The sequence below is a fragment of the Streptomyces albofaciens JCM 4342 genome (assembly GCF_008634025.1).
In the GTDB taxonomy this organism is placed as follows: Bacteria; Actinomycetota; Actinomycetes; order Streptomycetales; family Streptomycetaceae; genus Streptomyces; species Streptomyces albofaciens.
Window position 1 is genome coordinate 1,586,228 of the sequence record NZ_PDCM01000001.1, and the last position, 13,392, is coordinate 1,599,619.

9 protein-coding genes are annotated in these 13,392 nt (G+C 69.1%); 5 read left to right on the forward strand and 4 right to left on the reverse strand.

All coding sequences use genetic code 11. The features are described 5' to 3' along the window. Positions 1-90 precede the first annotated feature (90 nt). The 3 genes from CP973_RS07340 to CP973_RS07350 are packed head-to-tail and all read right to left on the reverse strand — an operon-like array spanning position 91 to position 3,147. Positions 91-900 (reverse strand): sugar phosphate isomerase/epimerase family protein, encoded by an 810-nt coding sequence (locus tag CP973_RS07340; RefSeq protein WP_150243237.1) that lies wholly within the window; start codon positions 898-900, stop codon positions 91-93. Between the two features lie 29 nt (positions 901-929). Beyond that, positions 930-1,883: a bifunctional helix-turn-helix transcriptional regulator/GNAT family N-acetyltransferase gene (locus CP973_RS07345; protein WP_150238642.1), complete on the reverse strand. Its 954-nt coding sequence runs from the start codon at positions 1,881-1,883 to the stop codon at positions 930-932. Positions 1,884-1,926: 43 nt separating this feature from the next. Next, positions 1,927-3,147 (reverse strand): LacI family DNA-binding transcriptional regulator, encoded by a 1,221-nt coding sequence (locus CP973_RS07350; protein WP_150238645.1) that lies wholly within the window; start codon positions 3,145-3,147, stop codon positions 1,927-1,929. A 220-nt stretch (positions 3,148-3,367) separates the two neighbouring features. Here CP973_RS07350 and CP973_RS07355 point away from each other — a divergent pair, with 220 nt between their 5' ends. From CP973_RS07355 to CP973_RS07375, 5 genes are all read left to right on the forward strand, one after another. Further along, a complete protein-coding gene (locus tag CP973_RS07355) occupies positions 3,368-4,519 on the forward strand; it encodes a Gfo/Idh/MocA family protein (protein WP_150238647.1) in 1,152 nt (383 codons plus the stop codon). Then, complete coding sequence (locus CP973_RS07360) at positions 4,516-5,691, forward strand: dihydrodipicolinate synthase family protein (RefSeq protein WP_150238649.1); 1,176 nt, start codon at positions 4,516-4,518, stop codon at positions 5,689-5,691. The genes CP973_RS07355 and CP973_RS07360 overlap by 4 nt, the downstream gene beginning before the upstream one ends. A gap of 20 nt (positions 5,692-5,711) precedes the next feature. Beyond that, on the forward strand, positions 5,712-6,563 hold the full coding sequence (locus CP973_RS07365) for a sugar phosphate isomerase/epimerase family protein (protein WP_150238651.1): 852 nt from the start codon (positions 5,712-5,714) through the stop codon (positions 6,561-6,563). Between the two features lie 346 nt (positions 6,564-6,909). Further along, positions 6,910-9,177 (forward strand): SF1B family DNA helicase RecD2, encoded by a 2,268-nt coding sequence (gene recD2 / locus CP973_RS07370; RefSeq protein WP_150238653.1) that lies wholly within the window; start codon positions 6,910-6,912, stop codon positions 9,175-9,177. 115 nt (positions 9,178-9,292) lie between these two features. Beyond that, positions 9,293-10,582: a citrate synthase gene (locus CP973_RS07375; protein WP_150238655.1), complete on the forward strand. Its 1,290-nt coding sequence runs from the start codon at positions 9,293-9,295 to the stop codon at positions 10,580-10,582. Positions 10,583-11,091: 509 nt separating this feature from the next. On the opposite strand, the gene CP973_RS07380 is transcribed toward CP973_RS07375, so the two are convergent. Then, entirely contained in the window at positions 11,092-13,392 is a 2,301-nt protein-coding gene (locus CP973_RS07380; protein WP_150238657.1) for a heavy metal translocating P-type ATPase, read from the reverse strand.

Here is a 13,392-nt window from a genome sequence, read left to right on the forward strand (position 1 = left end):
GGCACGGGGCGGATGCACGTACGGCCACGCACGCACCTCAGCGCCTGGCAGCCCCCGCATACGCCAGGCCGCGCTTCTGAACGCGGGTTTTCAGGAGGTCGCCGATGCCACCAGTCGCTCCAGGTACTCGCGTCCCGAGCTGAGCAGTCCGGGCAGTTCTGCGGCTCGCGGGTACCACCGCTTCTCGTACTCCCAGCACAGCCAGCCGTCCCACTGCGCGCGGGCGAGCGTACCGATGCAGTCGGCCAGCGGAACCGTCCCGGCACCGAGCGGCAGGGGAGCGGTGTCCTCGGTGGAGGCCACATCCTTGACCTGCACGAAGCCGAGATACGGGGCGAGCCCGGCATACGTGTCGACCGGCTCCTCGCCGGCGAGCCACGGGTGGAGCACATCCCACAGCGCACCGATGTTCCGGTGGCCCACAGGGCCCAGCACGCGTGCTGCGTCGGCGCCCCGGGGATGCGAGTCGTGCGTCTCCAGGAGGACGCGCACGCCCCGTTCCGCCGCGAACGGCGCGACCGCGGCCAGGTGCCGGGCCGCGTCCGCATCGGCCTCGCCGGCGGGCCGGTCACCACCGCCGGGGAACACCCGGACGAACTGCGCGCCCAGGTCCGACGCCAGCACCACCAACTCGGTCAGCTCCGCCGCCAGCTCCTCCTCCCCGCGCTCGTCGTGGGCAGCGGCCACCCGTGCGTAACCGGACACCGCGAGGATCTCCACCCCGGCCTCGGCGAACTGCTCACGCACCGCGGCCCGTTCCCGCAGGCCGATGCGCGGATGCACCTGTTCCTCGGGATGAGCCCGCAGCTCCACCCCGCCGAATCCGGCACCGGCCGCCAGCCGCACGACCTCGCCCACCGGCATCCCGGGCACTCCGAGTGTCGAGAACGCATATCGCATATCGCTCATGAGAACCATGTGAACACAGATCAGAGCGGCAAACGCCAGTCCTGACCGACAAGCTCCCGACCGAAACTGCGGTGCGGCTTCTCCGCGGTCAGCTCGAAGCCCGCGCGCTCGTACAGGACGCGGGCCGCACTCAGTACGGAGTTCGTCCACAGCACCAGCTCGCGGTAGCCGGCCTCGCGGGCGAAGCCGACACAGGCGGAGACGAGGGCCTGCCCGACGCCGCGTCCGCGGGCCTCCGGTTCGACGAGGAGCAACCGCAGCCGCGCCGTCCGTGGCTTGTGGGGAAGGGCTCCGGTCCCGTCCCGTACGCACATGACCGCACCGACCCGATCACCGTCCAGCTCGGCGATCCACGTGCGGTCCCAGAGCGGGTCGTAGCGCTCGGCGTACTCGGCGACGATCCGCGCTACCAGTGCTTCATAAGCGAGGCCAAAGCCGTACTCCCGCGCATACAGGACAGCGTTCCGTTGCACCATCCAGCCAAGATCACCGGGTTCGGCATCGCGGAGCTCCAAGACGGGCGCCGGTCGCTCCGCCGCATCGCCGAGCAGCTCTCGTATGGTCGCCATCGAATCCAGCAGACGGGATCGGTCGGGGCCGGGAAGGCGGCTGAGGAGCGTCCCCGCGGAGTCGCGGGAACGCTCCTCCAGGAGGTGCGCGGTCGCGCGGCCGTGCTCGGTGAGGGCGATGCGCTGCCGCCGGCCGTCCCGCTCCGAGGGTCTGCGGGTGATCAGCCCGCTCTCCTCGAACCTGGTGAGCAGCCTGCTGAGGTAGCCCGCGTCCAGGGAGAGCGACGTGCGCAGGTCGGCGGCGTCCACGCGGTGACCGTGGGAGATCTCGTACAGGACGCGAGCCTCGGTGAGGGTGTACGGGGTGTAGAGGTGACGGCCGTAGTCGAGGGCGCCTATGAGGTTCGTGTAGAAGCGGTTGAAGCTGCGGATCTGCTGGACTTGCCGGCCCTCTGGTCCCGCCATGGCACTCCCCGTCTTGCCGTTGACTCAGTCAAGGTTGACTGAGTCAAGCGTAGGGGGAAGCGGTCGATTCGCGCACCATCAAGTCGCCGCGCAGCGTGGCGATTTCTCCCGGCGGTGGCGTTTCGCGGCCCATCGCCAGCCGCCCGGCCCGCGCACCGGCTTCCTGGAGCGGCAGCCGTACGGTGGTGAGCGCCGGAGCGGCGTCCGCGCTGAACGGCAGGTCATCGAAGCCCGCCACGGAAATATCGCCGGGTATCCGCAGGCCGCGGTCGCGCAGGGCGGCGCACACTCCGAGCGCGGCGGTGTCGTTGGCCGCGATGACGGCCGTCAAAGTGGAGTCCCGGCGAAGCAGTTCCAGGGCGGCGTCGTAACCGACGGCACGATCGTAGGCACCGTGGACGGTGCGGTGGGCCGGATCCGGGATGCCGTGCGCGGCGAGGGCGGCGCGATGGCCCTCCAGGCGGTGCCGGGTGGTGGTGCGGCCGACGGGCCCGGCAACGTACCCGATGCGCTGGTGCCCGAGCGAAATCAGATGCTCGGTGAGCCGCTGGGCGCCGCCGCGGTTGTCGAAGGCGAGGGTGACGGGGGGAGGAACCGCGTCAGCCTGCTGGACGGCGCGCTCCACGATGCGCGCCTCCACACCGGTACGTGTCCCAGCGGCCACCCCGATCTTCCGTGCATCGGCCTCCGGGCCCAGGGGCGGACGGCCGCACAGCACCACCCGGGTGCCGGACGAGGCGAGGCGCTTGAGTGTGGCGGTCACGGCTGCGGCGTGACCGGCGTCCTCCACCGCGCCGCCGGTCAGTACGACGGCGGCCGCGCGTTGCCGCTGGAGCAGTGTGAGATATGTCAGCTCACGCTCCGGGGAACCTCCGGTGTTGCACACCACGGCCAGTTTTTCGTCGGCCGGTACGAACGCGGGGCCGCCGCCCGGACTCCGGCGCGTGTCGCCGTCACCCGTTCGGATGACCGTTCCGCCACCGATGTGCTGCCCCGTACCGGTACTCATTTCGGACTGGACGGCCGAGGCGATGATCCCGAAGAACGGGTCGGCGATGTCGTTGACGAGGATGCCCACCAGGTCGGAAGTGGCGGCGGCCAGCGCGCTCGCCGGGCCGTTGACCACGTATTCCAGCTCTGCCACGGCACGCAGCACCCGGGCGCGAGTGTTCTCGGCGACCGGATAGTTGCCGTTCAGCACACGCGAGACGGTGGCCGTGGAGACCCGCGCCCGCGTCGCGACATCCGCCAGCGTCACTGCCATCGATCGCCCCGCCCCATGTCGTACCCCTTGTCCCGGCCTTGCGCCGCAGGCTAGCTTCTCCCGCGATGGAAAGCGCTTGCTATGCGTTCCGGATTCGCGCTCGCCGTCGTCTTGCCCACCGCTGTCGTTCGCCGTCGATCGTTGTCATCCGCTCGCCCTACGAGGCCGGTGTTGGCACCGGGCCCGCCACGCGAGCCGAGTTCTCCAGAAGGGCCGGCCCATGACACGCGAGACCGTACGCATCGCCATGAACGGCGTGACCGGGCGCATGGGCTACCGCCAGCACCTGGTCCGCTCCATCCTCGCGCTGCAGGAACAAGGCGGCCTGGGCCTCGGCGACGGCACGGTGATCTGGCCCGAGCCGGTCCTCGTCGGCCGCAGCGAACACAAGCTGCGGGCACTGGCCGAGCGCCACGGCCTGGCGCAGTGGAACACCGACCTGGACGCCGTGCTCGCGGACGACAGCATCGACATCTACTTCGACGCGCAGGTCACCGCTGCCCGCGAGGACGCGGTGAAGAAAGCGATTGCTGCCGGAAAACATCTCTACTGCGAGAAGCCCACCGCCACCGGACTCGACGGTGCACTGGAACTGGCCCGGCTGGCCGACGAAGCCGGCGTCAAACACGGCGTCGTCCAGGACAAGCTCTTCCTGCCCGGCCTGCTCAAGCTCCGCCGCCTGGTCGAAGGCGGCTTCTTCGGCCGCATCCTGTCCGTACGGGGAGAGTTCGGCTACTGGGTCTTCGAGGGCGACTGGCAGCCGGCGCAGCGCCCTTCCTGGAACTACCGAGCCGAGGACGGTGGCGGCATCGCGGTCGACATGTTCCCGCATTGGGAGTACGTCCTGCACGAACTCTTCGGCCCGGTGCGGACCGTACAGGCGCAGGTCACCACACATGTGCCGCGCCGCTGTGACGAGAACGGCAAGCCGTACGACGCCACCGCGGACGACGCCGCCTACGGCATCTTCCAACTCGACGGTGGCATCGTCGCGCAGATCAACTCGTCGTGGGCGGTACGGGTGCACCGCGACGAACTGGTCGAGTTCCAGGTGGACGGTACGGAAGGCTCGGCTGTCGCGGGATTGCGCGGCTGCCGCGTCCAGCACCGGGCCGCGACTCCCAAACCGGTCTGGAATCCGGACGTACCCACCTCCGAGCCTTTCCGCGACCAGTGGCAGGAAGTCCCGGACAACGGCGACTTCGACAACGGCTTCAAGGCGCAGTGGGAGCTGTTCCTGCGCCACGTCGTACGGGACGATCCCTGGCGCTGGGACCTGGCGGCGGGTGCGCGCGGCGTGCAGCTTGCTGAACTGGGACTGAAGTCGTCGGCGGAGGGCCGCCGCCTGGACGTGCCGGAGCTGGGGCGATGAGCAGGCGGCTGAGCGGTTCCGGACCAATGGCCGATCCCCACCGAACCGATCCCGGCATCGTCCGGACACCCGCTGATCACCCGAACCGCGCCGCCCCCTTCGTCTCCCGTACTGTCTTCGCTGCCGCCCACGTTGTCGCCGACCCCTTCGCCGACACCGCCCCGGGCGACCCCGCCGCCATCGACTGGGACGCCACCCTCGCCTTCCGCCACCACCTGTGGTCGAGCGGCCTTGGCGTGGCCGAAGCCATGGACACCGCGCAGCGAGGCATGGGACTCGACTGGGACTCGGCGGCCGAGCTGATCCGGCGATCCGCCGCCGAGGCAGCGGCGGTCGGCGGTCGCATCGCATGCGGTGTCGGCACGGACCAACTGGAAGTCTCCTCGGCGAGCCTGGCCGACATCAGAGCCGCCTACGAGGAGCAGCTGGCCCTTGTCGAGGACGCAGGAGCCCAGGCCATCGTCATGGCGTCCCGGCACCTCGCCGCGGCGGCCACAAGCGCGGAATCGTACGCGGAGGTGTACGGGCATCTGCTGCGCCAGGCCGCCGAGCCGGTGATCCTCCACTGGCTCGGCCCGATGTTCGACCCGGCGCTGGAGGGGTACTGGGGCAGCTCGGAGCTGGACACCGCGACCGACACGTTCCTGCAGATCATCGCCGAGCACCCGGCCAAGGTGGACGGCGTGAAGGTGTCGCTCCTGGACGCCGACCGTGAGGTTCAACTGCGCCGTCGTCTCCCGGACGGTGTGCGGTGCTACACAGGTGACGACTTCCACTACCCCGAGCTGATCGCCGGCGACGAACACGGACACAGCGATGCCCTGCTGGGCATCTTCGACCCCCTCGCTCCGCTGGCGGCGGATGCCGTACGCCTGCTCGACAGCCGCGACACGGCCGCCTTCCGCAAGCTGCTGGATCCGACCGTCACACTCTCCCGGCACCTCTTCCGGACGCCGACGCGCTACTACAAGACCGGTGTCGTCCTGCTGGCCTGGCTTTCTGGGCACCAGTCGCATTTCACGATGGTGGGCGGCCTCCAGTCGGCCCGCTCGCTGCCGCACCTGGAGCGGGCGTACGAACTGGCCGATGGCCTGGGGCTGTTCCCGGACCCCGAACTGGCGAAGTCTCGCATGCGTCAACTGTGTTCGGTTTTCGGAGGCGGCGTGGCATGAGAGTTGGAGCCAATGGCGGAATGGAAGAACGGGCCGGTCTGTTCGCCCGGTTCAGCCTCAACCAGCAGACCGTCAAGCAATGGTCCCTGCCCGAACTCGCCGACGGCTGCGCCCGAGCGGGAGTACCCGGTGTCGGCCTCTGGCGTGCCCCGGTACAGGAGTACGGGCTGGCTGCCGCTGCCCGGCTCATACGGGACGCGGGGCTGGCCGTAACGAGTCTGTGCCGCGGCGGATTCTTCACCGCTTCCGATCCCAAGGAACGCGCGGACGCGCTGGCCGACAACCGGGCAGCCATTGAGGAAGCGGCCGCGCTCGGCACCGACACCCTCGTTCTCGTATCCGGCGGGTTGCCGTCCGGCAGCCACGACTTGCACGGAGCTCGGGAACGTGTCGCCAGCGCACTGGAGGAACTGGCACCCTACGCGGCCGATGCGGGAGTGCGGCTCGCGCTCGAACCACTGCACCCCATGTACGCAGCGGACCGCTGCGTCGTCTCCACCCTCGCCCAAGCCCTCGACCTGGCCGAAAGGTTCCCGGCCGAGCGGGTGGGCGTGGTCGTGGACACGTACCACCTGTGGTGGGACGACACGATCGGCTCGCAGATCGAACGCGCAGGGGCTGCCGGGCGCATCGCGGCACTCCAACTCGCCGACTGGATCACACCGTTGCCCGCGGGGGTGTTGCTCGGACGCGGTCAGCTCGGTGACGGCGCGGTGGACCTGCAGTGGTTCCGCGAACAGGTCGACGCCGCCGGCTACCGGGGACCCATCGAGGTTGAGATCTTCAACCCGTCGCTGTGGGAGCGACCGGGGGCCGAAGTGCTGGCCGAAGTCGTCGAGCGTTTCACCACTCACCTCATGCACACCAGGTAACGATGAAATAACTCACCGAATCCATGCAACCGTTCCCGGGCCGGGCGGGTCGTACATGTCGTCAGGCTCCCAAGGGGAGAGGGAACCGGGGGGATCCGAGGGGGGATCAGGGGGCCGAACAAAGGGGGAGTCGAGGGGTCCGGGCGCCAGGCCGGGCCCCTCGAAGCGTTCACGGCGGGGCCGTCGCCAAGGCCGCCGGATCCGCTGCCGAAGTGTTCGCTGCGTCAGCCGCGCCAGCTGTGCACCGCCCGCGGCGGACCTCACCGCAAAGCCTCCACAGCCAGCTCCGATACGAGTTATCCACAGGCCCGAACGCGATGTCGGACGCTGGCGGTACGGTCGTTTCATGTTCATTCCAGCCGTGGTCGAAGGGGTCCTGGAGCGGATCACCTACGCCAATGAGGAGACCGGTTACACGGTCGCGCGCCTGGACACGGGCGGCTCCGGCGATCTCCTCACTGTCGTCGGGTCGCTGCTGGGCGCACAGCCGGGGGAGTCGCTGCGCCTGGAGGGCCGTTGGGGCTCCCATCCGCAGTACGGACGGCAGTTCACCGTCGAGAACTACACCACCGTCCTGCCCGCCACGATCCAGGGCATACGGCGCTACCTCGGCTCCGGCCTGATCAAGGGCATCGGCCCGGTCATGGCCGACCGCATCACCGAGTACTTCGGTCTGGACACTCTCGACATCATCGAGCAGGAGCCCAAGCGCCTCGTCGAGGTGCCCGGCCTCGGGCCGAAGCGCATGAAACTGATCGCCGATGCCTGGGAAGAACAGAAGGCCATCAAGGAGGTCATGGTCTTCCTCCAGGGAGTGGGCGTCTCCACCTCCATCGCGGTGCGCATCTACAAGAAGTACGGCGATGCCTCGATCTCCATCGTCAAGAACGAGCCCTACCGCCTGGCCGCCGACGTCTGGGGCATCGGCTTCCTGACCGCCGACCGCATCGCCCAGGCCATCGGCATCCCGCAGGACAGCCCGGAACGGGTCAAGGCGGGGCTGCAGTACGCCCTCGCGCAGTCCACCGACCAGGGGCACTGTTTCCTCCCGGAGGAGGAACTGATCGCCTCATCGGTCAAGTTGCTGCATGTCGACACCGGACTGGTCATCGACTGCCTCGGGGAGCTGGCGGTGAATCCGGAAGGCGTGATCCGTGAGACCGTGCCCGCTCCGGACGGCGGGGACCCCATCACCGCCGTCTACTTGATTCCCTTCTACCGGGCCGAGACGTCCCTGGCAGCCCAGCTGCTACGGCTGCTGGGCACGCGCGAGGACCGCCTGCCGTCGTTCCGGACCGTGAACTGGGACAAGGCACTGGCCTGGCTCGCCGAGCATACGAAGGCGAGCCTGGCGCCCGAGCAGGAGGCCGCCGTACGGCTGGCGCTCACGGAGAAGGTCGCGGTGCTGACCGGCGGCCCGGGGTGCGGGAAGTCCTTCACGGTCCGTTCGATCGTGGAGCTGGCCCGAGCCAAGAAGGCCAAAGTGGTCCTCGCGGCCCCCACCGGCCGGGCCGCCAAGCGACTCTCGGAGCTGACGGGCGTCGAGGCGTCCACGGTGCACCGGCTGCTGGAGCTCAAGCCGGGCGGGGACGCCGCGTACGACAAGGACCGTCCTCTGGACGCCGACCTGATCGTGGTCGACGAGGCGTCCATGCTCGATCTGCTGCTCGCCAACAAGCTCATCAAGGCAGTGCCGCCGGGTGCCCACCTGCTCCTGGTGGGTGACGTGGACCAGCTGCCCTCGGTGGGCGCCGGTGAGGTGCTGCGCGATCTGCTCGCCGAGCGCTGCCCGGTCCCGTCCGTACGGCTGACCCGGATCTTCCGCCAGGCTCAGAAGTCGGGCGTGGTCACGAACGCCCACCGCATCAACGTGGGTGCGTTCCCGATCACGGAAGGCATGACCGATTTCTACCTCTTCGCCGAGGAGGATTCCGAAGCGGCCGGGCGGGTCGCGGTCGATGTGGTCGCTCGCCGTATCCCCGCGAAGTTCGGCCTGGACCCGCGCCGCGACGTGCAGGTGCTCACACCGATGCACCGCGGCCCGGCCGGCGCCGGCACGCTGAACGGGCTCCTCCAGCAGGCCCTCACCCCGGCCCGGCCGGACGTGCCGGAGCGGCGTGTCGGCGGCCGGGTGTTCCGGGTGGGCGACAAGGTGACGCAGATCCGCAACAACTACGAGAAGGGCAGCAACGGCGTCTTCAACGGCACCGTCGGCGTCGTCACCAAGATCAACTCGGACGAGCAGTGGCTCACGGTGCTCACGGACGAGGACGAGGAGGTCTCCTACGAATTCGACGAGCTGGACGAACTGGCACACGCCTACGCGGTGACCATCCACCGCTCCCAGGGCAGCGAGTATCCGGCGGTGGTGATTCCGGTCACCACCGGCGCTTGGATGATGCTGCAGAGAAACCTGCTCTATACGGGTGTTACGCGGGCAAAACGGCTCGTGGTGCTGGTCGGCTCCCGTAAGGCTCTGGGGCAGGCTGTACGCACCGTATCGGCCGGGCGGAGGTGGACCGCGCTTCGTCACCGACTCGCAGGCGCAGTGCGTGGTCACCTCTTCCCCAAACGGGGCGAAGGGGAGCAGGATGGGCAGCTGAAACGGCACTGAGTGCCGTCCGGAGGCCCTATGGCCGACCCCGAGTGCACAGGCAAGGTCCAAATGGGGGAAGGTATAGGCAGTCAGGGCACCTCGAAGAAGAGGCACAACGTCGGTGAGGGATGACGTGAGCGACAACTCTGTAGTACTGCGTTACGGGGACGGCGAATACAGCTACCCGGTCGTCGACAGCAGCGTCGGCGACAAGGGCTTCGACATCTCGAAGCTGCGCGCCCAGACCGGTCTGGTGACCCTGGATTCCGGTTACGGCAACACTGCCGCGTACAAATCCGCGATCACCTACCTGGACGGTGAGAACGGTGTTCTTCGGTACCGCGGCTACCCGATCGAGCAGCTCGCAGAGCGCAGCACGTTCGTCGAGACCGCTTACCTGCTGATCAACGGTGAGCTGCCCACCGTGGACCAGCTGGCGAACTTCAAGCAGGACATCACTTACCACACCCTGCTTCACGAGGACGTCAAGCGGTTCTTCGACGGCTTCCCGCGGGACGCCCACCCGATGGCGATGCTGTCCTCGGTGGTCAGCGCGCTGTCGACGTTCTACCAGGACAGCCACAACCCGTTCGACGAGCGGCAGCGCCACATCTCGACGATCCGGCTGCTGGCCAAGCTTCCGACGATCGCCGCGTACGCGTACAAGAAGTCGGTCGGCCACCCGGTGGTCTACCCGCGCAACGACCTCGGCTACGTCGAGAACTTCCTGCGCATGACCTTCTCCGTGCCGGCCGCCGAGTACGAGCTCGACCCGGTCGTGGTCAGCGCCCTGGACAAGCTGCTCATCCTGCACGCGGACCACGAGCAGAACTGCTCGACCTCCACCGTGCGCCTGGTCGGCTCCTCGCAGGCGAACCTGTTCGCCTCGATCTCGGCCGGCATCAACGCGCTGTGGGGCCCGCTGCACGGCGGTGCCAACCAGTCGGTGCTGGAGATGCTGGAGGGCATCCAGCGCGACGGCGGTGACGTCGACTCCTTCATCCGCAAGGTGAAGAACAAGGAAGACGGCGTGAAGCTCATGGGCTTCGGGCACCGCGTCTACAAGAACTTCGACCCCCGGGCGAAGATCATCAAGGCGGCGGCGCACGACGTCCTCTCGGCGCTCGGCAAGAGCGACGAGCTGCTGGACATCGCGCTCAAGCTGGAGGAGCACGCGCTTTCCGACGATTACTTCGTCTCGCGCAAGCTCTACCCGAACGTGGACTTCTACACCGGTCTGATCTACCGGGCCATGGGCTTCCCGACCGAGATGTTCACCGTGCTCTTCGCGCTCGGCCGGCTGCCCGGCTGGATCGCCCAGTGGCACGAGATGATCAAGGAGCCGGGTTCCCGTATCGGCCGCCCGCGCCAGATCTACACCGGGGTCGTCGAGCGCGACTTCGTCCCGGTCGAGGAGCGCTGAGGTCCTCCCGGGTTCCGGGACGGCTGCTGACCGGCCGGCCGCCCACGTGGCGGCCCGAGCCGGTCCGCCAGCAGAAAGCGCCCCGCCTCCAGATCCCCCCACGGGTCCGGAGCGCGGGGCGCTTCCCTTGTTCCCCGGGTCGGATTCCCCCCACGGGATCCGTCCGGGCGCTTCATGGTGGTACCGCGATCTGCCGGGACGCGCACGTACGGGAGGGCCGCTCAAAGCTCCCCGGGCACGTCGCCCCGGCCACGCGTTGCCGGGCGTGGTCCCCCAAGACCAGCCTGGCCGTTGCGGTGCAAGCCCCGCCGAGGTGCCTGCACCGCCCGGTTAGACTCGCGACCCCCCGCAATGGTTACGTTCCAATCGCTGTGATCTGGGTCTCTTGCCATAAGGGGGCGAATACGGTCAAGGGTCTCGATCTGGAGATCGAGGCCCTTGAGTATGGGTGTTGTGTCAGATGTAGGGAAGTTGTGAAGGCGAAAATTTTTGCCGCCACCTACATTCCGTCAGCGGAAGCGCCGCAACCTGAGGCTGTTACTGACCACGAAGACCGAGGAGAAGGCCATCGCCGCCCCCGCGATCATCGGGTTGAGCAGTCCGGCCGCCGCGAGCGGCACCGCCGCGACGTTGTAGCCGAAGGCCCAGAAGAGATTCCCCTTGATCGTGGCGAGCGTCCGGCGGGCCAGCCGGATGGCGTCGGCCGCGACCCGCAGGTCACCGCGTACGAGAGTGAGATCTCCGGCCTCCATGGCGGCGTCCGTACCGGTCCCCATCGCCAGCCCCAGGTCGGCGGCGGCCAGGGCGGCGGCATCGTTGACGCCGTCGCCGACCATCGCCACGCTGCGGCCTTCGCCTCGCAACCGCTCGACGGCCGCGACCTTGTCCTCCGGCAATACTTCCGCGATGACCTCGCCGATGCCGACCTCCGCCGCCACCGCATCGGCCACCGCTTTGTTGTCCCCGGTCAGCAGTACGGGCGTGAGCCCCAGTGCGCGCAGCCGGCGGACCGCTTCGGCGCTGTTCTCCTTGACGGTGTCGGCAACCGACAGCAGGCCGCGTGGCTGCCCGTCCCAGGCGACGAGTACTGCCGTCCGCCCACCCGCCTCAGCGGCGTCCCTGGCGGCGGTCAGCGCCTCGGGCAGGGCCCCGGCCGAAGACGCTTCCGCGGCCTCCTGGTGCAGCAGCCGCTCGCGCCCGACGAGGACGCTGCGGCCGTCCACCACACCCCGTACGCCCAGGCCCGCCACGTTTTCGAAGCTCTCCGGCTCCGGCAGCTTCCCCAAGCGCTCGCGGGCCCCCTCTGCGATGGCGCGCGCGATCGGGTGCTCCGACGAGTGCTCCAGCGCGCCCGCCAGCCGCAACAGGTCGTCCTCCGTGACACCCGGTGCCGGTACGGCCTCGTAAAGGCTCATCCGGCCCGTGGTCACCGTGCCGGTCTTGTCCAGCACGACGGTATCGATGCGCCGGGTCGACTCCAGTACCTCGGGGCCCTTGAGCAGAATGCCGAGCTGCGCGCCGCGCCCCGTACCGACCAACAAAGCGGTCGGCGTCGCGAGACCGAGCGCGCAGGGGCAAGCGATGATCAGTACGGCGACGGCGGCCGTGAAAGAAGCGGTCGCGTCGCCGGTCGCCAGCAGCCACCCGGTCAGAGTGCCGACAGCGATCACCAGCACGGCGGGCACGAAGACGGCGGAGACCCGGTCGGCGAGCCGCTGCACCTCGGCCTTGCCGCTCTGTGCCGCCTCGACCAGCGCGGCCATCCGTGCCAGCTGTGTGTCGCCGCCGACCCGGGTGGCCTCGACCACCAGGCGGCCGCTGGTGTTCAGCGTCGCGCCTGTCACGCTGTCGCCAGGAGCCACGTCGACCGGCACCGATTCGCCGGTCAGCATCGAAGCGTCCACAGCGGCTCGGCCCTCGGCGACCGTGCCGTCCGTGGCGATCTTCTCGCCCGGGCGTACGACGAACCGGTCACCGACAGCCAACTGCTCCACGGGAACGCGAACCTCACGCCCACCCCGGAGCACCGCCACGTCCTTCGCTCCCAGCTCCATCAGCGCTCGCAGCGCGGCGCCGGCCTTCCGCTTGGAACGGGCTTCCAGGTATCGGCCGAGCAGCAGAAATGCCGTCACACCGGCCGCGGCCTCCAGGTAGATGGCGGAAGAGCCTTCCGTACGGGCCACGGTCAGGTCGAAGCCGTGCCGCATACCGGGAGCGCCCGCGTCGCCGAAGAACAGCGCCCACAGCGACCAACCGAAGGCGGCGAGCGTGCCGAGGGAGACCAGGGTGTCCATCGTGGCGGCGCCGTGCCGCAGGTTCGTCCAGGCGGCTCGGTGGAAGGGAAACGCGCCCCAGACCACGACGGGCGCGGCCAGCGTCAGGCACAGCCACTGCCAGTTGTCGAACTGGAAGGAAGGCACCATCGACAGCAGAACGACGGGAACGGCCAGCACGACAGAGGCAGTGAGCCGCTGGCGCAGCCCGGCCAGCTCCCGGTCGTGAGCAGCAGCGCCGTTCCCGGCGGCGGTTTCGTCGGCGGATCCTTCGGAGGTACCGGCCCGAGCCGTCTTCGCGGGCTCGGCCGGCTCGGGCCGCCGCGCCGTGTAGCCCGTCTTCTCGACCGTCGCGATCAGGTCGTCCACGGACACCCCGTCGCCGTACTCGACCCGAGCCTTCTCGGTGGCGAAGTTCACGGTGGCGCTGACGCCCGGCATCCGGTTCAGCTTCTTCTCCACGCGCGCCGCGCACGAGGCGCAGGTCATGCCGCCGATGGCGAGCTCGACCCGCGCCTGTGCGGTCGTACCGGCCAT